Origin of the sequence: Shewanella marisflavi, assembly GCF_002215585.1 — a bacterium.
GTDB lineage: Bacteria > Pseudomonadota > Gammaproteobacteria > Enterobacterales > Shewanellaceae > Shewanella > Shewanella marisflavi.
This window is the reverse complement of record NZ_CP022272.1, coordinates 4,297,684-4,321,452: the sequence shown is the minus strand read 5'-3', so window position 1 is coordinate 4,321,452 and position 23,769 is coordinate 4,297,684. Positions and strand designations below refer to the sequence as shown.

General features: G+C 47.5%; 25 protein-coding genes. 22 read left to right on the top strand and 3 right to left on the bottom strand.

Annotation, left to right across the window (positions count from 1 at the left end):
• Positions 1-331 precede the first annotated feature (331 nt).
• The 5 genes from rpmH to mnmE all read left to right on the top strand — a co-directional run bounded on the left by rpmH (position 332) and on the right by mnmE (position 4,161).
• The gene (gene rpmH, locus CFF01_RS19070) at positions 332-469 is read left to right on the top strand and encodes a 50S ribosomal protein L34 (protein ID WP_011867659.1); all 138 of its coding nucleotides are present in this window, start codon (positions 332-334) and stop codon (positions 467-469) included.
• A 16-nt stretch (positions 470-485) separates the two neighbouring features.
• Positions 486-842 carry a ribonuclease P protein component gene (rnpA, locus tag CFF01_RS19065; protein ID WP_088906014.1) on the top strand — a complete coding sequence of 119 codons (357 nt, stop codon included), beginning with the start codon at positions 486-488 and terminating at the stop codon, positions 840-842.
• A complete protein-coding gene (gene yidD, locus CFF01_RS19060) occupies positions 809-1,063 on the top strand; it encodes a membrane protein insertion efficiency factor YidD (RefSeq protein WP_081953798.1) in 255 nt (84 codons plus the stop codon). Before rnpA ends, yidD begins: the two co-directional genes overlap by 34 nt.
• A 3-nt stretch (positions 1,064-1,066) precedes the next feature.
• The gene (yidC, locus tag CFF01_RS19055) at positions 1,067-2,695 is read left to right on the top strand and encodes a membrane protein insertase YidC (RefSeq protein WP_088905829.1); all 1,629 of its coding nucleotides are present in this window, start codon (positions 1,067-1,069) and stop codon (positions 2,693-2,695) included.
• Positions 2,696-2,799: 104 nt separating this feature from the next.
• Positions 2,800-4,161, top strand: coding sequence for a tRNA uridine-5-carboxymethylaminomethyl(34) synthesis GTPase MnmE (gene mnmE, locus CFF01_RS19050; RefSeq protein ID WP_088905828.1), 1,362 nt, complete (start codon positions 2,800-2,802; stop codon positions 4,159-4,161).
• A 389-nt stretch (positions 4,162-4,550) separates the two neighbouring features.
• Here the strand turns inward: mnmE and CFF01_RS19045 are convergent, their stop codons facing one another.
• Positions 4,551-6,995: a helicase-related protein gene (locus CFF01_RS19045; RefSeq protein WP_088905827.1), complete on the bottom strand. Its 2,445-nt coding sequence runs from the start codon at positions 6,993-6,995 to the stop codon at positions 4,551-4,553.
• 93 nt (positions 6,996-7,088) lie between these two features.
• Positions 7,089-7,787 (bottom strand): sulfotransferase family protein, encoded by a 699-nt coding sequence (locus tag CFF01_RS19040; RefSeq protein ID WP_088905826.1) that lies wholly within the window; start codon positions 7,785-7,787, stop codon positions 7,089-7,091.
• Positions 7,788-7,999: 212 nt separating this feature from the next.
• Between CFF01_RS19040 and CFF01_RS19035 the strand changes: the two genes are divergently transcribed.
• The gene (locus CFF01_RS19035; protein ID WP_198387098.1) at positions 8,000-8,641 is read left to right on the top strand and encodes a LysE family translocator; all 642 of its coding nucleotides are present in this window, start codon (positions 8,000-8,002) and stop codon (positions 8,639-8,641) included.
• Between the two features lie 23 nt (positions 8,642-8,664).
• Here CFF01_RS19035 and CFF01_RS19030 read toward each other — a convergent pair whose 3' ends face one another.
• Positions 8,665-9,636, bottom strand: coding sequence for a nucleoside hydrolase (locus tag CFF01_RS19030; protein WP_088905825.1), 972 nt, complete (start codon positions 9,634-9,636; stop codon positions 8,665-8,667).
• A gap of 187 nt (positions 9,637-9,823) precedes the next feature.
• Here CFF01_RS19030 and ubiG point away from each other — a divergent pair, with 187 nt between their 5' ends.
• The 16 genes from ubiG to CFF01_RS18950 all read left to right on the top strand — a co-directional run bounded on the left by ubiG (position 9,824) and on the right by CFF01_RS18950 (position 23,709).
• A complete protein-coding gene (gene ubiG / locus CFF01_RS19025; RefSeq protein ID WP_088905824.1) occupies positions 9,824-10,582 on the top strand; it encodes a bifunctional 2-polyprenyl-6-hydroxyphenol methylase/3-demethylubiquinol 3-O-methyltransferase UbiG in 759 nt (252 codons plus the stop codon).
• A 161-nt stretch (positions 10,583-10,743) separates the two neighbouring features.
• Positions 10,744-11,184 (top strand): FMN-binding protein MioC, encoded by a 441-nt coding sequence (gene mioC, locus CFF01_RS19020; RefSeq protein WP_088905823.1) that lies wholly within the window; start codon positions 10,744-10,746, stop codon positions 11,182-11,184.
• A gap of 478 nt (positions 11,185-11,662) precedes the next feature.
• On the top strand, positions 11,663-13,552 hold the full coding sequence (gene mnmG, locus CFF01_RS19015; RefSeq protein WP_088905822.1) for a tRNA uridine-5-carboxymethylaminomethyl(34) synthesis enzyme MnmG: 1,890 nt from the start codon (positions 11,663-11,665) through the stop codon (positions 13,550-13,552).
• 103 nt (positions 13,553-13,655) lie between these two features.
• The gene (rsmG, locus tag CFF01_RS19010; protein WP_033538956.1) at positions 13,656-14,279 is read left to right on the top strand and encodes a 16S rRNA (guanine(527)-N(7))-methyltransferase RsmG; all 624 of its coding nucleotides are present in this window, start codon (positions 13,656-13,658) and stop codon (positions 14,277-14,279) included.
• A gap of 97 nt (positions 14,280-14,376) precedes the next feature.
• Entirely contained in the window at positions 14,377-15,165 is a 789-nt protein-coding gene (locus CFF01_RS19005) for a ParA family protein (protein WP_033538992.1), read from the top strand.
• A 10-nt stretch (positions 15,166-15,175) separates the two neighbouring features.
• Entirely contained in the window at positions 15,176-16,054 is an 879-nt protein-coding gene (locus CFF01_RS19000; protein WP_033538957.1) for a ParB/RepB/Spo0J family partition protein, read from the top strand.
• A 224-nt stretch (positions 16,055-16,278) separates the two neighbouring features.
• Entirely contained in the window at positions 16,279-16,662 is a 384-nt protein-coding gene (locus tag CFF01_RS18995; RefSeq protein ID WP_033538958.1) for an ATP synthase subunit I, read from the top strand.
• Between the two features lie 12 nt (positions 16,663-16,674).
• Complete coding sequence (gene atpB, locus CFF01_RS18990) at positions 16,675-17,469, top strand: F0F1 ATP synthase subunit A (protein WP_033538959.1); 795 nt, start codon at positions 16,675-16,677, stop codon at positions 17,467-17,469.
• Between the two features lie 70 nt (positions 17,470-17,539).
• Entirely contained in the window at positions 17,540-17,791 is a 252-nt protein-coding gene (gene atpE, locus CFF01_RS18985; RefSeq protein ID WP_011639455.1) for a F0F1 ATP synthase subunit C, read from the top strand.
• 37 nt (positions 17,792-17,828) lie between these two features.
• Positions 17,829-18,299 carry a F0F1 ATP synthase subunit B gene (atpF, locus tag CFF01_RS18980; protein ID WP_033538960.1) on the top strand — a complete coding sequence of 157 codons (471 nt, stop codon included), beginning with the start codon at positions 17,829-17,831 and terminating at the stop codon, positions 18,297-18,299.
• A 14-nt stretch (positions 18,300-18,313) separates the two neighbouring features.
• Positions 18,314-18,847, top strand: a complete 534-nt coding sequence (gene atpH / locus CFF01_RS18975) for a F0F1 ATP synthase subunit delta (RefSeq protein ID WP_033538961.1) — start codon at positions 18,314-18,316, stop codon at positions 18,845-18,847.
• 14 nt (positions 18,848-18,861) lie between these two features.
• Entirely contained in the window at positions 18,862-20,403 is a 1,542-nt protein-coding gene (gene atpA / locus CFF01_RS18970) for a F0F1 ATP synthase subunit alpha (RefSeq protein WP_088905821.1), read from the top strand.
• Positions 20,404-20,452: 49 nt separating this feature from the next.
• Entirely contained in the window at positions 20,453-21,313 is an 861-nt protein-coding gene (gene atpG, locus CFF01_RS18965; RefSeq protein WP_033538963.1) for a F0F1 ATP synthase subunit gamma, read from the top strand.
• A 35-nt stretch (positions 21,314-21,348) separates the two neighbouring features.
• On the top strand, positions 21,349-22,725 hold the full coding sequence (gene atpD / locus CFF01_RS18960; protein WP_033538964.1) for a F0F1 ATP synthase subunit beta: 1,377 nt from the start codon (positions 21,349-21,351) through the stop codon (positions 22,723-22,725).
• Positions 22,726-22,759: 34 nt separating this feature from the next.
• Positions 22,760-23,188, top strand: coding sequence for a F0F1 ATP synthase subunit epsilon (locus CFF01_RS18955; RefSeq protein ID WP_011867635.1), 429 nt, complete (start codon positions 22,760-22,762; stop codon positions 23,186-23,188).
• A 167-nt stretch (positions 23,189-23,355) separates the two neighbouring features.
• Positions 23,356-23,709 carry a DsrE/DsrF/TusD sulfur relay family protein gene (locus CFF01_RS18950; protein ID WP_088905820.1) on the top strand — a complete coding sequence of 118 codons (354 nt, stop codon included), beginning with the start codon at positions 23,356-23,358 and terminating at the stop codon, positions 23,707-23,709.
• Positions 23,710-23,769 lie beyond the last annotated feature (60 nt).

Here is a 23,769-nt window from a genome sequence, read left to right as displayed (position 1 = left end):
ACAGATCCCTAACGATCCTCATCGATCAAAATAATCTGATAAAGCTGCAAACTCAGCTTTATTAAGCGATCCAGATCGATCTATAATTAGCGACCTTCGATCAGGCTAATGATCACTAGATCCACAAGATGTAGTGGCCATTCACAGAGTTATCCACACTAGATAGTGTATATGGACAACTTGATAAGAAGATTTACAGGCAGATTTTACTCACTTAACGGTTTTGCATGTTGACGGGCTTAACTAAAGTGATTACAATTCGGCCTCTTTTTTGCCCTTACCTCTTTTATAGAGATAAGGTTTATTCACCTAACAAAGACGGATTGCCATAATGAGTAAACGTACTTTTCAACCTAGCAACCTGAAGCGCAAGCGTTCTCACGGCTTCCGCGCTCGTATGGCTACTGTTGGTGGCCGTAAGGTCATCGCACGTCGTCGTGCAAAAGGTCGCGCTCGTCTTTCTGCTTAATTAAGTAGAAATGCAAGTGACCAGCTATACCTTTACGCGGGAGTTACGTCTGTTAACTCCCGCGCAATTCAAATCTGTATTCTCCAATCCCATCAAAGCTTCTTCTGCTGAAATAACCTTACTTGCCATCCCCAATGAGCTACAGCATCCTCGTATTGGATTAACTGTTGCTAAGCGTTATGTTAAGCGAGCCAATCAGCGCAACAGAATTAAACGTATCATTCGCGACAATTTTCGTTTGCACCAACACGAATTACCGCCGCTTGATATTGTTGTGCTCGTCAGAAACGGCGTATTGGATATGGACAATGCAGCATTGCACAAACTGGTAGAGAAGTTATGGCGCAAACTCAGTCGCCGTTACAATGGCTAGCCACCAAGCTGATTCGTGGCTATCAAATCTTTATCAGCCCTATACTAGGGCCCAAGTGCCGTTTTCATCCCACATGTTCCAATTACGCACTCGAAGCGATTCGATTGCATGGATTTGTGAAAGGGAGTTGGTTTGCAGGGAAACGCGTATTAAAATGTCACCCTTTACATCCGGGCGGAGAAGATCCCGTCCCCCCAAAAAATAACAGGTGTAATAAATAGGCTATGGAATCTCAACGCAATATATTGCTCATCGGTCTGCTTTTTGTCAGCTTTTTGCTGTGGCAGCAATGGCAAACAGACAAAAATCCGCAACCCGTTGCCACTGAATCTTCAGTTGTAGCTTCAACCGTCACAGATTCACACAGTGCTGATGTTCCTGATGCCGATGCTGCCCTTCCAGAAGCAGTTACAGCCTCTAAAGAACTCATTACCGTAACGACTGACCAACTGGTGTTGAAAATTAACCCAGTGGGCGGTGATATCGTTTATTCGGCCTTGGTTCGTCACAGGTTAGAAGAAGATAAAGAAGACCCATTTGTTTTGCTACAGCAAACCAATGATATCTTCTATATCTCTCAGAGTGGTCTTATCGGCCGTAACGGTATTGACAGCAGCAGTAAGGGACGTGCCCATTTTGCAAGCCAGGCTCAGACCTATATCCTTGCCGATGGCCAAGATACCCTAGAAGTGCCGCTGACCTATGTTGCCGACAATGGTGTGACCTACACTAAAGTCTTTACGCTACACCGTGGCAAATTTGATATTGGCGTCGATTACCGCATCAACAATACCTCAGCCGAGCAGTTGCAGGTACAGATGTATGGTCAGATCAAGCACAGCATCAAGAAAAGCGAAAGCAGCATGATGATGCCGACTTATCGCGGTGCCGCCTTCTCAACAGCCGATACCCGCTATGAGAAGTACAGCTTCGAAGATATGGCTGATAAGAACCTGGACAAGAAGACCTTAGGCGGTTGGGCTGCAATGCTACAACACTACTTCGTGTCGGCTTGGGTGCCACCAGAAAACGATCAAAACACTATCTTCTCTAGCGTAAGTGCCGGTGGCCTAGCCAATATCGGTTTCCGCGGCGCCGTGTATGATATTGCTCCTGGCACACAACAAACCATTGGCGCTCAGTTCTACGTAGGTCCTAAGGATCAAGAAGCCCTATCGGCCATCTCTGAGTCACTGAACTTAGTAGTGGATTACGGTTTCCTATGGTGGCTGGCTATCCCTATTCACTGGCTATTGATGTTCTATCAATCTTTCGTGGGTAACTGGGGTGTGGCAATTATCCTGATCACTCTGACCGTGCGTGGCTTTTTGTACCCGCTCACCAAGGCGCAGTACACCTCTATGGCCAAGATGCGCAACCTACAGCCTAAGCTGCAGGATATGAAAGAGCGCTTCGGTGATGACCGTCAGAAGATGGGTCAAGCCATGATGGAACTGTACAAGAAAGAGAAAGTGAACCCTATGGGTGGCTGTCTACCTATCTTGCTACAGATGCCTATCTTCATTGCACTCTACTGGGTACTGCTAGAAAGCTATGAGCTACGTCACGCGCCATTCATGCTATGGATCACCGACTTGTCGGTACAAGATCCTTACTATGTACTGCCGCTGCTGATGGGTGTCTCTATGTTCCTGATGCAGAAGATGCAGCCAATGGCACCGACTATGGACCCAATGCAGGTGAAAATGATGCAGTGGATGCCAGTTATCTTTACTGTCTTCTTCCTATGGTTCCCAGCAGGTCTGGTACTTTACTGGTTGGTCGGTAACTTAGTGGCCATTACCCAGCAGAAGATCATCTATGCCGGTTTGGAGAAAAAAGGGTTAAAATAACCTCTAACTCCAACTAATGAAAAAGCGGTCGGATACTCAGTATTGACCGCTTTTTGCTTTTTAATAAAGACAGCTTTCACTCCATCAGCGCAGGAAACAGAGTAATGACGACAGATACTATCGTGGCACAAGCAACCGCACCCGGACGTGGCGGCGTAGGTATCATTAGGGTCTCAGGCGATAAGGCCAGCGAGGTTGCTATGGCGGTACTAGGGCACCTTCCCAAGGTACGCTATGCCGACTACTGTGACTTTAAAGGCGCAAATGGCGAAGTGATAGACCAAGGCATAGCCCTGTTTTTCAAAGGACCCAACTCCTTTACCGGTGAAGATGTTCTCGAGCTTCAGGGACACGGAGGCCAAATCGTCCTCGACATGCTGATCAACCGCGTCATGGATGTCGACGGTGTACGCATTGCCAAGCCAGGGGAGTTTAGTGAGCAGGCCTTTATGAATGACAAGCTGGATCTCACCCAGGCAGAGGCCATTGCCGATCTGATTGACGCTACCAGCGAACAAGCCGCCAAGAGCGCCCTCAATTCACTTCAGGGCGAGTTTTCCACCCAGGTACATGAGCTGGTGGATCAGGTCACCAATTTGCGTCTCTACGTGGAAGCCGCGATAGACTTTCCTGACGAGGAGGTCGATTTTCTCTCCGACGGTAAAATTGCCGCTTCACTTAGCAAGATCATCCATAAATTAGATTCGGTACAGTCCAGTGCCAAGCAGGGCGCCATTATTCGCGAAGGAATGAAGGTGGTGATTGCCGGTCGCCCTAACGCAGGAAAATCCAGCCTGCTCAATGCCCTGGCCGGTAAAGAATCAGCCATTGTCACCGAGATAGCCGGTACCACTCGCGACGTGTTACGTGAGCATATTCACCTCGATGGCATGCCGCTGCACATCATAGATACGGCTGGCCTACGCGACACCACTGACACAGTTGAGCAGATAGGTATCGAACGGGCCTGGGCAGAGATAGAAACCGCCGATCAGGTACTCTTCATGGTTGATGGCACCACCACAGATGCTGTCGATCCCCATGATATCTGGCCAGATTTTATCGATCGTCTCCCAAAAAATCTGGGGGTTACCGTGGTGCGCAACAAGGCAGATCTTACTGGAGAAGCCTTAGATGCCACAGATGAACAGGGCCACAAGGTGTTTCGTTTGTCAGCCAAGACAGGCTCGGGTGTCGATGAACTCAAGGCACACCTTAAGTCGCTAATGGGATATCAGAGTAATTTAGAAGGCGGCTTTATTGCCCGTCGTCGCCATCTCGAGGCACTGGAACTCGCTGCGAGTCATCTCACCTTGGGACAGGAACAGTTAGAGGTGTATCAAGCGGGTGAGCTCCTGGCAGAGGAGTTGCGTATGTGTCAACTCGCCTTATCAGAAATCACGGGTAAGTTCACTTCAGATGATCTACTAGGCAAGATTTTTGGCTCCTTCTGTATCGGCAAATAAGCATATCTATTGCACTATTAAAGGGCGCTTTTCAAACAGTCATTAGAAGCGCCCTTAACTCAGTATCAGCACCAGCGCTATTTTGCGCCTTACCTATATATTTTTTAAACACCAAACCTAAGATCGCTGCGGGATCTTTCCTCATATTGGTGCATAAACATCCAAGATGGCGATCGAATTAATCAACAGAGATATCAACAAGTAATCCACTTTGCGATCAAAATTGGTGCATAACTCATTAAACGCTACAAGTTATTGTTTTTTATTTGTTTTAAGTTAGGTATATCTTAACGTCTGCTAAATTTGGATCCCGTAAAGCGATCGAATCAAAAAAGTTATACTCAAAACCATCTCGTTATTTTTTAGCGCGATCGACTGGGATCTCATCCTTACACAATATCTATGACACGACTGGCCTTCTTATACCTTACCCGCCATCCCTGCCAGCGTGGCAGCTCCCAGCGTTTTGGCCCAGATTTTCGCTGACCACTAAGGTAAGTTAATTCTACCCATCTGCCCTTCACCTGATAGCTCACACTCATTCTAAGATCCGACAGTATAACTTCACGAGGATAAGCCTGATCAAACTCTTGCCTGAGCCAATCAGGGATCCCTTCAAACTGAAGATCCTCTGCTTCTATCAGCTCAAAATCCGCAATAGACTCGACGCCAAGAGTCGAGAGCCGATGAGCTAAGAATTCTTCAAAGACAACAAGATCTGGACTTGTCAGGCAAATCCCTGCTGCTTTAGCCTCCTCGTAGCCACCAAGCTTAACCCAGATATTCCAGGCATCGATATCTTGGCGCACGACTTCGGCTATCCCAGGAAAAACCAAGCCCTCGGCTATGCTGGTGATCATAGCCTGAATAACATTCTTTGGCTCGACTCTCTCGCTACGAACTTCAAGCACCCGACCGGCATAAACACGTTCGACACATACCTCATCCAAGCTCAATTGCTCGGTTACGCGATCTTGCCCTAGCCCCGCAGCCAAGAGCCATGATTTATCAACGGGAACCATACAGAGTGCCAAATTAAGAGTTTGTTTTACTCCTCGACCCGGCGTCGCATGTTGATCAAATACCAGGGCAGCAACGGGGAGAGTCACACCATCTTGCGGCAGGTGAAAGCGGGATTCCCGACCAATCAATACCTCACTTATCCCATTGCCTAAGGCATTGTCTCGCTTGAGTCGGCAAATAAAGGCCAATTCGGGCAGAGCCTGCATCACGGCAATCGCCCAGGTACGTCTAAGCAGAGGATCGCTCAAGTCAGCCTTAGGAAGTGACGGACATTCCAGTGCCGCGCGGATCTGTTTAGCGAGTCGCCTGGCCTCTTCAATGGCTTGCAGATTGATCTCCACCAGAGGAATTTCGTCATCATGGCAACGCAGAAGCTTAATCAAGGTATAGGCATCGCAGCCAAAAGGCTCCCACTGCAACAAGGTTAATCTCTCAGCCTCATCTTTCGGCAGACGATAAAACTGTCCAGGCGTCGTCAGCGCGGCGGCAAGATCTATCATCAAATCCAGGCAATCCCCATCAGGCATCACACTGATAAGGTGAGCAAACTGGGTATCGATAGGCAGTGGAAACAGGCGCTGACCATGGGAAGTCACCCGTCCCAACTGATCTAACGCACCAATAAGCATTAACTTGGCACTCGCCTTTTCCAGTGACTTAGCCGGCAGAGGGTCAACAAAATCCAGCTGTGCCAATTCGGCACCGGCGCAGGCAGCGGCCAACATAGGTTCAACTAACTCCTCCCGTTGTAACTCGGGTGGCGTAGCAGCCAGTAAAGGAGCCGCTTTGCCCCATAGCCGAATGCACAGACCCGGCTGGGTTCGCCCAGCGCGTCCCATACGTTGTTTGCTACTGGCCTTTGAAATGTGAGATAAAGACAAAACCGTTCGGCCATTACGTTGATGAGTACGGCGCTCCAGCCCCGAGTCTATCACCCCTGTAATACCGGGAATCGTTAATGAAGTTTCGGCTATATTGGTCGCAAAGATCACCCGCCTATTGCTGCTCGCCCGCAATACTTGGACCTGCTCTTCGGCCCCTATGCTGCCATGAAGAGCTAACAAACTTATCCGCTCGTCCAGTTCGGCCAATGGCCCACGGCACTTGTGTATTGCCGCCGTGATCTCGCGTTTACCTGGCAAGAAAACCAGTATATCCCCTTGGGTATCTTGCAAGGCCTGCGTCAGGGCAACAACAAGGCGCTCCTCTAGACCCCGAATATCCGGCAGATGGTGACTCTCGCTCGCCAGATACCTAAGTTCCACGTGAAACCTCTTGCCTTGCGCCTGCAGACAAACAGCATTAACGTGTTTATTATCAGATAGATAATTACACAACACCTCGCCTGACAGGGTTGCAGAGGTCAATAATAGCCGGTGGCGATCGCGATGTTTTAGCAATGCCAGCAGCAGATCTGTGTCCCAACGCCGCTCATGAAATTCATCAATCATCAGGGTATCGAATTCACCGAGTCCGGCCATATCCCCAGACAACCAGCGCAAAGCAATCCCTGGTGTCACGAAGGCTATCTGAGTATCTAGTGTCACTGTGCAATCGAAACGAATGGCGTACCCTACTTTTAAATCAGTCAAGCCTTGTACATATTCAGCCAGTGCCAAACAGGCTACCCGCCGAGGTTCCACCACTAATACTCTGGGGCGTTTACCCTGCACGTCCGGTTCGGCGCACCACAATGGCAGACGGGTCGATTTACCCGATCCCGTATCAGATTCGATCACCAGATGATGGCTAGGATAGGAAGCTTTAAACTCTGTGTAGAGGGTATCAATTGGTAGAGATAAACTCGTCATGGCAACTGTTGTCGGTAAATTTACACCCGGGGATCATAACCCGCAACGGGCCCAAAACGAAAACGACATTAATTAAGCTATCTCTGATATAAACTAGATTTTGTAATTGAAATACTTACGATTTTCAGGCCCGGCCAGGTTACTGTTGATCTTTAGCTTATGCTTATATTCATCCCAGCTGGCTACATTTCGTCCTCGATTGAGATGCGGAAATTCAGACTCAGAGCTAGCTACCGGAATATCCACACCAATGAAGCTAGCTAAGCGAGATAAACTCTGGGGCTGATCCAGCTGCAAACTCAGAAACTGCTGTGTAAACGCCTGGCTTTGATGAAAATACTCAAACACCTGCTGCTTATGCATCTGATAGCAAGTCTTTAGGTGCTCTGCATCCATAGGATTAGCTACTCGATAGATACCAAAGGTATGGCCAAAACTGCGCTTAAGCAGAGGATGAAACCGCCCTCGCCCTTGATCTAGGTGCACCAGCATTCGGCTCAGCAGCATCTGCATCGAGGGCACCCAGGCATCTAATGGCCTATCCAGATAAACAAATTTAGCGTCAGGATACAGGCTATGTAGCTGTCGATAATCGCTAAAACAAGGCGCGTCGGAAACGGCATCGGCGAGAATAACCGCCTGTTTGGTAAAGGCCTGATGCGCCACTCTAAGGCCCATCTCCAGCAAGGCAACACTTACGCTGGTGGTACCGGTTCGAGGCAATCCTACGATGAATATTTTAGTGGCAGGTCTTCCTTGATAAGTAGTCGATGCGGGCTGATGAGACTTCATAGATATGACTCGGCACAAATGGAAGCGCAGTATAGTGAAAATACCTAGGCAGGAAAACAGGCTCTAGCAACCTTTACCTGTTTACTATCAAGCGTAAAGCTTAGCTGCCAACACCATATCGGCTTTAACTATGAGATTACTGTTAATCTACTACTAACCCTGTACAATCCGCGCCTTGTTTGACCCTAAACGACCAAATTTTTGCAAATATCATGATAGATCTGGCGCTTCTTCCGCTTTACCTCACCACAGTGATCGCTCTGCTCCTTATTCCTGGCCCCGATATGTTATTGATCGCCAGCTCCAGCCTAAGTTATGGCAAGAAGGTCGGCATCTACGCCAGCTTTGGCAATGCCACCTCGGGATTGATCTTAACCCTGCTGGCGGCGCTCGGGGTATCGGCATTGATAGCAGTAACCCCCCTAGCTCTGGAGCTGTTACGAATAATAGGCGGCCTCTACCTGCTAAAGATGGGCTGGGATTGTCTGCGCGCCACGCCGGCCCAAACGCCCGAACTGGTTCAAGAAGACAAAATTGCTAAGCAACTCTATCGCCGCGCAGTAGTAAGTAACCTATTAAATCCAAAGGCATTACTCTTTTTCGTGCTGTTTCTACCCCAGTTTGTCTCCAGTCAATTGGCCGTCAGTTCGGCCCAGCAGATGCTCGCCTTAGGGCTAGTACTTAATCTGATGGGCCTAGTGTTTAACTTGATGCTGGTGGCCTTGGTTGGCAGCTTAGGTCAATCCCTGCTCAATAATGAAAAATTCAGGGTCAATCAGAATAAATTCATGGGCGTTATCTTCATAAGCCTGGCCTTCTGGTTACTCGCCTCACAACTGCAAACGATCGGCTAACTCCGTCCAGGCTTCACCTTAGCTTAAGACGGATTACCGTAGGCCACCAAAGTCTCACGATACAGGCGTAATAGACGCTTATCATCAACCCCGACGCCGATACGCTGTGAAGCTTTGTCACGCCAATCATCATGGGGATACTGACGCCCATCAAACTTCTGTAAGGTATGACCTTCGGCCGGTCCATCTGTCACCACGCGAACCGGTCCCTCCCTCAGACTAAACAGGCTCTTGTCGATCACATAGGCAATGGCAGATGGATCATGCACATGACAACCCTCAAGTCCCAGCTTTTGTGAGTAAAAATCGAGATAAAAGCGGCTAATTCGCCAGATAAATTGCCCCACCTCACCCGCTTCATCACGCAGTTCGTCGAGATACTGACGAGTAAAAAAGCTTTCTTGGGTTACATCCAAACCTATGATGGTCACAGGCCACCTGGCGGTAAACACCAGATCGGCCGCATGGGGATCATCATGAATGTTGGCTTCAGCGTAAGGCGTGACATTACCGCGATGACCATTAACGCCAAAGGCCCCGCCCATCACCACGACCTCCTTAACCAGATCGACGATATCCGGCGCAGCCTGAAGCGCCAACGCCAGATTGGTTAGCGGCCCAACTGCCACTAGAGTTATCTCACCGGGCTGCGCCCTCACACTGTCGATAATATATTGATAGGCGGGTCTGGGATCGGCTTGTAAATCATTAGATTGAGGCGCATTAAAGTCCCCAAAGCCGGTTTCCCCATGAACGATCACTGTAGGCCCAACCGGTGGACGTACCAAGGGCTTTTCGGCTCCTTTTACCACATCGGCCTTAAGCGAATACTTTTTCTTTAAAAACAGTGCATTTGCCGTAGCATTTTCTATGGTGGCGTTACCATAAACACAGGTGATTGCCTCAAGCGATATGTCAGGATGCGCCTCGGCAAATAAGATCGCCATGGCATCATCTATACCAGGATCCGTATCTAAAATAATTTTCTGCATCAATTCCCCTTCCTTGAACAGACAAAAAGCGTGGGCTAACCATAACCCGATCGCCAGCAAACTAACGTGATCTTGCTTTGAGGTCTGGCAAGGCCCTACTTATCTATAATAAGTTGCTAAGATATGAGGTGAGCCAAACCTTATTGCTCAACGTATAGATGTTTAACCTTAAACTATAAGATACGCCATAATGCTAGACAAAAGTCGATTGAGCCGTTTCAAAACTGCGATAGATCTCCAGGCCGAGATAGGTAAGTTCGATACCCTTGCAAAGGAGTGGCGCGATCCCAACGGCAAGTTTAAACACGTGCTCAGTTTCAACCAAACCCGTCTACTCGCCATAGAAAAAGCGATCGCCAGCCATTTTAACCGGGACCTAAATCAGGATGTTCCCTTCGAAGATCTCAAGATACTAGATATAGGCTGTGGGGTAGGACTCTTGTGTGAACCTTTAGCAAGCCAAGGCGCACAAGTCGTCGGCATAGATGCCAGCGAACACAATATCACCCTAGCCCGCCGACATGCCGAGAGCTGGTCACTTCCCATCGACTATCGTCATTGTTTAGCCGAAGATCTGCAGCAGCATGCATTATATGATGTGATCTTAAACACCGAAGTGATCGAGCATGTCGAGGATCAGGCGGCACTGGTCGACACCTGTTGCCGACTCCTTGCACCGGGTGGATTACTGATTATGGCAACGCTGAACCGCACCCTAAGTGCCTTTATAATAGCCATTATCGGCGCCGAATATGTCATGCGTTACCTGCCCATTGGTACACATGATTGGCATCACTTCGTAAAACCCCAAGAACTGGTAGAGATGATCACACCTCATGGTTTATCTAACATCAGTGTTGAAGGCATGCGCTTTAATCCATTGACCCGCCGTTGGCGGATCACCGAGAGTCACTCGGTCAACTATTTGCTTTACGCCAGTAAAACCTAACAGCCACTAGCCAAACGGAAATCGATCTTCATTCGCTAAATTGGCACCTCACACAAGACCAACACAGATATTTCGCATATGATTGCCTGCATGATATTGGAATTCAGAGGCCTACACAGGTGTTGGTCTCTCCCTCTTACAGCGTGAATTTAGGAAGCAAGATGGCAAAAATAGAACTTATCGTCGGTACTACATTAGGCAGCGCCGAGTATGTGGCCGATGAATTAGCCGCTCAGTTAGAAGATCTTGGCCATGAAACTCAGGTGCATCTCACCGCAGAATTAAGCGTATTAGATCCCAAATGTCTATGGTTGATCGTTTCATCGACTCACGGCGCAGGCGATCTACCGGAAAATATTCAGCCTTTCTTCGAGGAAATTGAACGTGAAAAGCCAGATCTGAGCCGAACCAAATACGCCTTATGCGCTATCGGTGACTCAAGTTACGACACCTTCTGCCAAGGGCCGGAAAAATTAATCGAAGCAATGGAAAACTGCGGTGCACAAGTCTATGTGGATAAGATCCAGATCGATGTGCAATACGATCCCATTCCTGAAGAACCCGCCCAGGCTTGGTTAAGCAGCTGGCAAGACAAACTTTAGATCCTTCCCCTCTCGATAACTAAGATCTCACCCACAGATTAGATCTACTTTATCCACATATTACGATCTCAAATGATAAATATGTGGATAAGGTATTATTTATATCTGATCTAACTCTGTATTATTCACCACCCCAAACCAGCAAAGATCGCGCCTGTGGATAAGTAGGCGATCTACCCACAAGCTTATTCGAGTTAGATCGCGATCAGATCACAGGATCGAGATGCCGTTATCTTTTGATTTATATAGATAAATAGACTTACCCACAGAAGATCGCGATCCTAATAGTAAACATAATAAGAGATCTATATAAAGATCTTAAGATCTATTAAGCAGATCCTTTGGCGATCGAAAGGCCTAAATTGATCTTTCACCAAAGGCTTTCCAGGTGCTAAAATATGCGGCTACTCCTTGAGTAACTCTGTCCTTTCACTGGGCAATGTCATTTTATTTTCGATATAGGTTTTAAGGTATTCTGATGCATTTTCATGAGCGGTTTGATGTTATTGTTGTTGGCGGTGGACATGCCGGAACCGAAGCAGCATTGGCATCTGCTAGGATGGGATCAAAAACATTATTATTGACTCATAATATTGATACCTTAGGACAAATGTCCTGTAACCCTGCGATTGGTGGTATTGGTAAGGGTCACCTTGTCAAAGAGATCGATGCGCTGGGTGGTGCAATGGCCATTGCAACTGACCATGCTGGCATTCAATTTCGTACCTTAAATTCAAGCAAAGGCCCTGCGGTTCGTGCTACTCGAGCACAGGCGGATCGCGCACTTTATCGGGCTAAGATTCAACAGATCTTGCAAAACCAGCCTAATTTACGTCTTTTCCAACAGTCGGTTGATGATTTGATTGTTGAAAACGATCGTGTGATTGGTGTGGTTACTCAGATGGGATTAGCCTTCGAAGCCCCAGCTATTGTGTTAACCGCAGGCACTTTCTTAAGCGGTAAGATTCATATCGGCTTAGAAAATTACAGCGGTGGCAGAGCAGGCGATCCGCCATCGATCTCATTAGCAGATCGTTTGCGTGAACTACCTATTCGCGTTGGTCGTTTAAAAACAGGTACTCCACCGCGTATCGATGCTAATACGATCAATTTTGACCTGATGACAGAACAAAAAGGCGATGATCCTCTGCCTGTGATGTCATTTATCGGTGATGTGAAAGATCATCCAAAGCAGATCTCCTGTTTCATTACTCATACCAATGAGCGTACCCATGAGATTATTCGCGGTGGATTAGACAGAAGCCCTATGTACTCTGGTGTTATCGAGGGTATAGGTCCGCGTTACTGCCCTTCTATCGAAGATAAGATCAATCGTTTTGCCGACAAGAATTCTCATCAGATCTTTATCGAACCCGAAGGTTTAAATACCAATGAAATCTATCCAAATGGTATCTCAACCAGCTTGCCTTTCGATGTGCAGCTAAATCTGGTGAGATCGATTCAAGGGATGGAAAACGCCGAGATCATTCGTCCTGGTTATGCGATCGAATATGATTACTTCGATCCGAGAGATCTGAAAAACTCCCTAGAAACCAAAGCCATTTCAGGCCTGTTCTTTGCTGGACAGATCAACGGCACCACAGGTTATGAAGAGGCTGGCGCCCAAGGATTACTGGCTGGTATGAACGCTTCGCTTCAGGTACAAGGCAAAGAAGCCTGGTGTCCACGTCGTGACGAGGCATATTTGGGCGTATTGGTTGACGATCTATCCACCCTGGGTACCAAAGAACCTTACCGCATGTTTACTAGCCGTGCGGAATACCGCCTGTTGCTGCGTGAAGATAATGCCGATCTGCGTCTCACCGAGAAGGGACGTGAATTAGGTTTGGTGGACGATGATCGCTGGGCGAAGTTTAATGCCAAACGCGAAGCGATTGAACTTGAGCTGCAGCGTCTGCGTAGCCAATGGATACATCCAAACTCGCCTCTGGTCGATGCCCTTAATCCGCATCTAAAGACGCCTATTACCCGTGAAGCGACCTTCGAGGAGCTGTTGCGTAGACCTGAGCTGGATTACCCTAAGTTAATGAATGTCGAAGGGTTTGGTCCGGCCATTGAAGATCCGCGTGCTGCGGAACAGGTGCAGATCCAGGTGAAATATTCGGGTTATATCCAACGTCAGCAAGATGAGATCGACAAAGCGATCCGCCATGAAAAGACGGGGCTTCCTCAGAATCTCGATTATCAAGAGGTTCCAGGTCTGTCTAATGAGGTGATTGCTAAGCTTAATGACCACAAACCCGATACGGTCGGTCAGGCATCACGCATCTCTGGGGTGACTCCGGCGGCAATCTCTATTTTGTTGGTTCACCTTAAAAAACGCGGTTTGCTCAAAAAAAGCGCGTAATATCTCGTAATTAATCATTTTGATGACCGGTATGGGAGGCTAAGCCCTTCCCATACCGGTCACTCGGCTTCATAATATCCCATTGTTTATCGAGGATACTTCAGTGTTATCAGCCCAACTAGAAACCTATCTTGCCGAGATGCAGATGACGGCAACGCCGAAACAGAAACAGCAATTGCTTGATTTTGTTGGCATGTTATCCAAATGGAATAAGGCCTATAACCTGACATCTGTGAGAGATCCTGAGCAGATGTTGATTCGCCATATCATGGATAGCCTTGCGGCGAGCCCTTATCTGGTGGGTGAACGTTTTATCGATGTGGGGACAGGCCCTGGTTTACCTGGGATCCCGCTGGCGATCATGAACCCAGACAAAGAGTTTGTATTGCTCGATAGTTTGGGTAAACGTATTCGTTTTCAAAAACAGGTTCAATTTGAGCTGGCGATAGGTAATATAAGTTCGGTCGAGAGTCGTGTTGAAGCCTATCAACCCGAAGAGAAGTTTGATGGCGTACTCAGTCGTGCTTTTGCGTCTATCCAGGATATGCTGCACTGGTGTCACCATCTGCCTAAATCGACAGGGTGTTTCTATGCCTTAAAGGGACAGCTGAGCGATGAAGAGATGGCCAGTATTCCTGATGGTTTTACCCTGACCGATACCATTGAATTACGCGTCCCTCGTCTCGATGAACAGCGCCACCTCTTGCGGGTGGTCAAAGCGGCTTAGTTCCCAGGGTTATAAAGTTGCATTATTTAACCAGTTCAAGCAATTTGATAAAGAGTTTTACTATCGAATCGGCGAACGTGATAGACAGGATGATATTGTGGGTAAAGTGATAGCCGTGGCTAACCAGAAAGGTGGCGTCGGAAAAACAACGACTTGTGTGAACTTAGCGGCTTCATTAGCGGCCACTAAGCGTAAAGTGTTGCTTATCGATCTCGATCCTCAAGGTAATGCGACTATGGGGAGTGGCGTCGATAAGTACAGTGTCGAAAATACCGCCTATGAACTCTTGGTCGAGGAAAAAACGGTCGAGGAAGTGGTTTATCGCAACACGGCAGGCAAATACGATCTGATTGCCGGTAATGGTGACGTTACCGCCGCCGAGATCAAATTGATGGAGTTTTTTGCCCGAGAGATCCGTCTGCGTAATGCCCTGGCGCCCGTCAAAGATTATTATGATTTTATCTTTATCGACTGCCCGCCTTCATTAAACATGCTGACGGTCAATGCCATGTCGGCGGCCGATTCTGTCTTGGTGCCAATGCAATGTGAGTATTACGCCCTAGAGGGACTCACTGCCCTGATGGATACCATCAGCAAGCTGGCCGCCATGGTCAATCCTGGATTAGCGATCGAAGGGATCTTGCGTACTATGTACGATCCCCGCAATCGATTGGCCAATGATGTATCAGATCAACTTAAACAGCATTTTGGCGATAAAGTATATCGCACCGTTATCCCTCGCAATGTGAGACTAGCTGAAGCGCCAAGTTTTGGTGCACCAGCCATGTATTATGATAAGTCCAGCGCCGGCGCCAAGGCTTATCTTGCTTTAGCTGGTGAGATCATTAGACGTGCAGAGCAACATTCTCAGTTAGAGCAAGCTTAAGGAAAAACAGATGACACCCAAAAAACGTGGTCTAGGCAAAGGATTAGACGCACTGTTAAGCACTAGCCATGCGGCAGCTAAGCAAGGGCACAATGAAGAGTCGAGCCTGAGCACCAATGAAGAACTCAAGATGATTGCGCTGGATCTGCTGCAGCCGGGTAAGTACCAACCGCGTAAGGATATGTCACCTGAAGCGTTAGAAGAGCTGGCTGAGTCGGTAAAAGCCCAGGGGATCATTCAGCCTATCGTGGTACGTAAGGTGTCAGATAAAGGTTATGAGATCATCGCCGGTGAGCGTCGCTGGAGAGCATCTCAATTGGCTAAACTCGACAAGGTGCCATGTATCGTCAAACAGGTGCCAGACGAGGCGGCCGGTGTTATTGCCTTGATTGAGAACATTCAGCGCGAAGATCTTAACGCGATGGAAGAAGCTATCGCCTTGAACCGTCTGATAGAAGAGTTTGATCTGACCCATCAACAAACGGCTGATGCTGTAGGTAAGTCGCGTACAACTGTATCAAATCTTTTACGTTTGAACGGATTAGAAGAGCCTGTAAAACGTATGTTGGAGTATGGCGATATCGATATGGGTCATGCTCGAGCCTTGCTTGCCCTATCCGGGGATGAACAAACTAATCTGGCCAGAACGGTCAGTGCTAAAGAACTAACTGTTCGTGAAACTGAACGATTAGTTAATAAAACCTTAAATCCACCTGAAATTGTCGATAAACCCGCAAAAGATCAGGATGTCGCCCGTTTAGAGAGCCAATTAATTGAAAAATTGGGGGCTAAAGTTTCCATTAGCCACAACAAAAAAGGCAAGGGCAAAATGGTAATTAACTATCAAAATTTGGCAGAATTAGATGGAATTATTGAGAAAATCCGATAATTTTCCTAAGTTAACGCAATATTATGTAACTTTGTGACATCTGTTAATCTTCTACTTTTAGACTTTTGGCGTAGATCACGTTAAAAGTCCCCTTTTTTACTTACCTTGAACTTGCTTTGAATGTGCGAAAAGGTATACTTTCGCAAGCTTTTTGTACCTCTAGATGGCCTAATAAATTCTAATCTGGTCACAGAAACAAAAAGTATGAATGCGGAGAAGATGAATTGAGCAAGGTTTTAGCACGTCGTGGCCGGTGGTCTGCCTATAAATTGGTGTTGGCACAGGCGGCGGTGGCTGGGGGTGTTTCAATTGTCTTTTTCGCCGTGTGGGGAGCTCAGTATGGATTATCTGCTTTAGCAGGTGGTGCAATTGCTGTACTCCCTAATTTTGTATTCGCGACCCTCGCTTTTTCCCACACGGGAGCAAGTTCAGCAGGAAAGGTTATGAAAACCTTTTACTGGGGGGAAGCGGTAAAGTTGCTGTTAACCATAGCAATGTTTTCGCTGGTATTTATCAATCTTCAAGTGGTCTTTATGCCGCTTTTTGTTTGCTATATCTCGGCGCTAATAGTGCATTGGACAGCTCCTTTATACTTCAAGCAAAGTTAAGTGGGATGAATCATGGCTGCAACTGGTGAAGCGTTAACACCGCAGGGCTATATCCAGCACCACCTTACCAACTTAAGTGTTGGTGAAGGCTTCTGGACATGGCACATTGATTCGTTGTTCTTTTCGGTTGGGCTTGGTGTTCTATTCTTGTGGCTATTCCGCAGCGTTGGCAAGAAAGCAACGACAGGAGTTCCCGGTAAGCTTCAGTGCTTTATCGAGATGATTGTTGAATTTGTTGATTCTAGCGTGAAAGAAACCTTCCATGGCCGCAATCCTGTTATTGCTCCGTTGGCATTAACTATTTTTGTTTGGGTATTCATGATGAACTTCATGGATATGGTTCCAGTTGACTGGATTCCTGAACTAGCGATGGCTGCTGGTATCCCATACATGAAAGTGGTTCCAACGACTGACCTAAACATCACCTTCAGCTTAGCTATTGGTGTGTTTGTGCTGATTATTTACTACAGCATCAAAGTCAAGGGCGTTTCAGGTTTTGTTAAAGAACTGACATTACAGCCTTTTAACCATAAGGCAATGATACCCGTCAACCTCCTATTAGAGTCGGTTACTCTGATTGCTAAGCCTATTTCATTGGCATTGCGTCTGTTCGGTAACTTGTACGCAGGTGAGTTGATCTTCATCCTTATTGCGCTGATGTATGGTGCTAACATGGCGTTATCTGCCCTAGGTGTGACTCTACAACTAGGTTGGTTAATCTTCCATATTTTGGTTATCACTCTACAGGCGTTTATCTTCATGATGTTGACGATCGTGTATCTCAGCATGGCACATGAAGATCATTAAGGGTTGCTGAAGAAATTTTTTTTAAGCTAAATCACAAACTAACTAAAGATTTAGAATATTGGAGATAGAGATGGAAACTGTATTAGGCATGACAGCTATCGCTGTTGCTCTACTGATTGGTATGGGTGCTCTAGGTACCGCTATCGGTTTCGGCCTACTAGGTGGCAAGTTCTTGGAAGGCGCTGCGCGTCAACCAGAAATGGCTCCTATGCTACAAGTTAAGATGTTCATTGTTGCTGGTCTATTGGATGCGGTAACCATGATCGGTGTAGGTATTGCACTATTTATGCTGTTTACTAACCCACTGGGTGCAATGCTGTAATCAACGCTTCTGTCTTTAATCTAAATAGGAGGCTGTTGTGAATATCAACGCTACCCTAATCGGTCAGACGGTTGCCTTTATTATCTTCGTGTGGTTCTGCATGAAGTTTGTTTGGCCCCCTTTGATGAATGCCATCGAAGAGCGCCAAAAAAGGATCGCCGACGGTCTAGCTGATGCTGATCGTGCTGTAAAAGACCTTGAGTTGGCTCAAGCGAAAGCTACCGACCAACTAAAAGAAGCTAAGGCAACTGCTAACGAAATCATTGAGCAAGCTAACAAGCGTAAAGCTCAGATTGTCGATGAGGCCAAAGCCGAAGCAGACGCTGAGCGTGCGAAAATCATCGCTCAGGGTAAAGCAGAAATTGAAGCTGAACGTAATCGCGTGAAAGAGGACTTGCGTAAGCAAGTTGCTGCTCTGGCCATCGCTGGTGCAGAGAAGATCCTTGAGCGTTCGATTGATGAAGCCGCCCACAGTGACATAGTTAATAAACTAGTTGCTGAACTTTGATAAGGGAGTGAGTTATGGCTGAAATAAGCACCATCGCTCGCCCTTACGCAAAGGCAGCATTTGACTTTGCTATTGAAAAAAACGCAGTAGAAAGCTGGGCCGAAATGCTTAGCTTTGCCGCTCAAGTCAGTGAAAACGAGACGATGAAGCCGCTGCTGTCTGGTGCACTTGCCAGCAATCAGCTCGCCGACCTTTTTATTAAGGTGTGTGGTGAGCAAGTCAATGAGCAAGGTCAAAATCTGATAAAGGTAATGGCTGAAAACGGTCGTTTGGAAGTACTTCCTGCTGTATATGAACTCTTTCATGAGTTCAGCAACGAGTGGGCGAAAGAGGTTGAAGCAAATGTTGTTTCTGCCACTGAGCTTAGCGAAGAGCAACAGCAGCAAATTAGTGCTTCTCTAGAGAAACGTCTCACACGCAAAGTTAAGCTGAATTGCAGCGTAGATGCCAGCCTGGTGGCTGGTTTAATCATCACGGCAGGCGACCTAGTCATTGATGGCTCGGTCAGCGGTAAACTAAACCGTCTGTCTGATAAGCTGCAGTCGTAATTGGGAGTTTGAGCATGCAACTGAATTCCACTGAAATCAGCGATCTGATTAAACAGCGGATCGAGCAGTTCGAAGTCGTTAGTGAAGCTCGCAACGAAGGTACAATCGTTGCAGTGAGCGACGGCATTATTCGCGTTCACGGCCTTGCCGATGTAATGCAAGGTGAGATGATCGAACTGCCTGGTAACCGTTATGCAATCGCGTTGAACTTAGAACGTGATTCTGTAGGTGCCGTAGTTATGGGTCCTTATGCCGATTTGGCAGAGGGTCAAAAAGTAAAGACAACTGGTCGTATCTTGGAAGTGCCTGTTGGCCGTGGTCTATTAGGCCGCGTTGTTAACACTCTGGGCCAACCAATCGACGGTAAAGGACCTATCGAAAACGATGGTTTCTCTCCTGTTGAAGTGATTGCACCAGGCGTTATTGAACGTAAGTCAGTTGATCAGCCAGTGCAAACTGGTTATAAAGCCGTTGACTCTATGATCCCAATCGGTCGTGGACAACGTGAATTGGTGATCGGTGACCGTCAGACTGGTAAAACAGCCCTGGCGATTGATGCCATCATCAACCAAAAAGATTCTGGCATTAAGTGTGTATACGTAGCGGTAGGCCAGAAGGCTTCTACCATCGCTAACGTGGTACGCAAACTTGAAGAACACGGCGCACTCGCGAACACAGTCGTTGTTGTTGCAACCGCTTCTGAAGCTGCTGCACTGCAATACCTGGCACCATACTCTGGTTGCTCTATGGGTGAATACTTCCGTGACCGCGGTGAAGACGCACTGATCGTCTATGATGACCTGTCTAAGCAAGCTGTTGCTTACCGTCAGATCTCATTGCTACTTAAGCGTCCTCCTGGACGTGAAGCATACCCTGGTGATGTTTTCTATCTTCACTCTCGTCTACTTGAACGTGCTTCACGCGTTAACGCTGAGTACGTTGAGAAGTTCACTAATGGCGAAGTTAAGGGCACAACTGGCTCTCTAACTGCACTGCCTATTATTGAAACTCAAGCGGGTGACGTTTCTGCATTCGTACCGACCAACGTAATTTCGATTACCGATGGTCAGATCTTCCTTGAAACTGACCTATTTAACTCAGGCCTACGTCCTGCGGTTAACCCAGGTATTTCGGTTTCTCGTGTTGGTGGTGCGGCTCAGACTAAGATCATCAAGAAACTGTCTGGCGGTATCCGTACTGCACTTGCACAGTATCGAGAGCTTGCAGCGTTCTCTCAGTTTGCATCAGATCTTGACGATGCAACACGTGCTCAGCTTGAGCATGGTGAGCGTGTTACCGAACTCATGAAGCAAAAGCAATACGCGCCAATGAGCGTAGCCGACCAGTCTGTGTCTATTTTCGCAGCTGAAAAAGGTTACCTAAAAGGCGTTGAGCTGAACAAGATCGGTGATTTCGAAGCTTCTTTGCTCTCTTACATGAACAGCGAGCATGCTGACCTAATGAAGACTATCAACGAGACAGGCGACTACAATGCCGACATCGAAGGTGGTTTGAAGGCTGGCCTCGACAAGTTCGTAGAAACCCAAACCTGGTAAAGACACAGAGGTGTCTTAAGGCACCTCAGGTCCAGATTGGAGAGTAAAGATGGCCGGCGCTAAAGAGATTAAAACCAAGATCGCGAGTGTTCAGAACACTCAGAAGATCACATCCGCAATGGAAATGGTTGCAGCCAGCAAAATGCGCAAGGCGCAGGATCGCATGGCAGCGAGCCGTCCATACGCGGAAAATATGCGTAAGGTGATCGGTCACGTGGCGCAGGGTTCTCTCGAATATAAGCATCCATATTTGGAAGTGAGAGAAGCCAAGCGAGTTGGTTACATTGTTGTGTCAACCGACCGTGGTCTTTGTGGTGGTCTTAACGTCAACCTATTCAAAAAGGTTGTCGCGGACGTGAAGAAGCAGCGTGAAGCTGGCGCGGAAGTTGAATTCTGCCCAATTGGCGCACGCAGCGTACAATTCTTCAACAGCTTTGGCGGAAAAGTGTCTGCTCATGCTTCAGGATTAGGCGATACACCAAAACTCGCCGACCTGATCGGAACAGTACGCGTAATGCTACAAGCTTACAACGAAGGCACGCTAGACCGTCTGTATGTGGTATTCAACAAGTTTGTAAATACCATGAGCCAGACGCCTGTGATCGAACAGCTGCTACCTTTGCCTAAGTCAAAAGATGATGAGATTGCTCATCACTGGGACTACCTATACGAGCCAGATCCAAAAGAACTTTTGGACACCTTATTGGTTCGTTATGTGGAGTCTCAAGTGTATCAAGGTGTTGTTGAAAACATCGCATCTGAACAAGCAGCCCGTATGGTTGCGATGAAAGCTGCGACAGACAACGCTGGTGAACTTATCGATGACTTGCAGTTGGTCTACAACAAGGCCCGTCAGGCTGCGATTACGCAGGAACTGTCGGAAATTGTTTCTGGTGCCGCTGCGGTTTAGGCTGGGTAACGAATACAAGTTTTAGAGGATTAATCATGAGCACAGGTACTGTTGTCCAAGTAATTGGCGCGGTTGTGGACGTTGAGTTTCCACATGATGCCGTACCTCAGGTCTATGACGCTCTAGAGATCAAAAGTGAAGGCTTGGTGCTGGAAGTTCAGCAGCAGCTTGGTGGTGGTGTAGTTCGTACCATCGCTATGGGTTCTTCAGATGGTCTGCGTCGTGGTATCGAGGTAGTAAACACAGGTTCACCTATTACTGTTCCGGTTGGGAGTGCAACTCTTGGCCGTATCATGAACGTACTAGGTCAGCCAGTTGATGAAGCGGGTCCTATCGGTGAAGATGAGCGTTATGTGATTCACCGTGAAGCTCCTTCATATGAAGATCAATCAAACACGACTGAACTGTTAGAGACTGGTATCAAGGTTATCGACCTTGTATGTCCATTCGCTAAGGGTGGTAAAGTAGGTCTGTTTGGTGGTGCGGGTGTTGGTAAGACAGTTAACATGATGGAACTGATCAACAACATCGCTAAAGCACACTCTGGTTTGTCAGTATTCGCCGGTGTAGGTGAGCGTACTCGTGAGGGTAACGACTTCTACTACGAGATGGAAGAATCTGGCGTACTCGACAAAGTGGCCATGGTTTATGGTCAGATGAACGAGCCTCCAGGAAACCGTCTTCGCGTAGCACTGACCGGTCTGACTATGGCTGAGAAGTTCCGTGATGAAGGTAAAGACGTACTATTGTTCGTCGATAACATCTATCGTTACACCTTGGCGGGTACCGAAGTATCTGCACTGCTAGGCCGTATGCCATCAGCGGTAGGTTACCAGCCAACACTGGCTGAAGAGATGGGTGTTCTTCAGGAGCGTATTACTTCGACTAAGACAGGGTCTATTACCTCTGTTCAAGCGGTATACGTACCTGCGGATGACTTGACGGATCCGTCACCAGCAACAACCTTCGCTCACTTGGATGCGACTGTTGTATTGTCACGTAACATTGCTTCTCTGGGTATTTACCCAGCGGTTGACCCACTGGATTCGACTTCACGTCAGCTAGATCCACAGGTTGTTGGCCAAGAGCACTATGACGTAGCTAGTGGTGTACAGAACGTACTACAGCGCTATAAAGAGCTGAAAGATATCATCGCGATTCTGGGTATGGACGAACTATCTGATGAAGATAAGACGACTGTTGCCCGTGCGCGTAAGATTGAAAAATATCTTTCTCAGCCATTCTTCGTAGCAGAAGTATTCACCGGTTCTCCAGGTAAGTACGTATCTCTAAAAGACACTATCCGTGGCTTTAAGGGACTTTTGGATGGTGAGTTCGACCACATCCCAGAGCAAGCGTTCTACATGGCAGGTTCAATCGACGAAGTTATCGAGCGAGCTAACAAAAAATAATCGAGCCCTAGGCTTGGTATTTTAAGGAGAACGGATGGCAGCCATGACAGTACAACTTGATATTGTAAGCGCAGAAAGTAGCATCTTTTCGGGTCTGGTAGCACACCTACAAGTCTCAGGTGCTGAGGGTGACTTAGGTGTTATGCCTGGTCATGCTCCTTTGCTTACCCATATCAAACCTGGCATGGCGCGCATCGTCAAACAAGATGGTAAAGAGGAAGTGTTTTACCTTTCGGGTGGTATCCTGGAAGTGCAACCTTTCTCAGTATCAGTATTGGCTGACGTAGTATTGCGTGCCGAAGAGATTGATGAGCAGGCAGCCGTAGAAGCCAAGCGTCGTGCAGAAGCCCATATGGCTAACGCTGGCGCAGACTTTAACTATGCCGCTGCAGCGATTGAATTAGCTCAGGCTATCGCTCAATTGCGCGTTGTAGAGACCATCAAGAAGAACATTGCCAGATAAGGTTATTGTTTGATGATAAAAGGCGGAAACCGAGAGGTGACCGCCTTTTTTGTATCTTTTTCCCATCTCTGAATTCCCTGTTGACTCCTTTTACGTGATCGAGTCAGACGTTTCGCCCTAATGGCAATGATAGGCTTATGCTCCTGTTTTTAATGAGGGATGATTCCATGCAACAAGTCTTAATCGTCGTCAATGACGCGCCTTACGGGTCAGAGAAACTCTTTAATGCCTTACGTCTGGCAATACAGTTAAATGAGCAGGCTACAGTCCCCAAGGTAAAATTGTTTCTATTGTCCGATGCTGTGACAGCTGTGTTACCTAGGCAGCAACCGGGCGAAGGTTACAACCTACAACAGATGCTGGAGATTATTCTGGCGCAGGGGGCTGAGATTAAGTATTGCACTTCTTGTGTGCAGGCTCGCGGCCTTATTGAACTTGATGTGATCGAGGGATGTGTTAAGGCTACCATGGACGAACTGGCACAGTGGCTGCTCGAATCTGACAAGGTGATCACCTTCTAACTGGGTTAAAGAGGTCCCTGTGTGTCGCTTTTGGCGGCGCGATCTATTAAAATCAGCCGA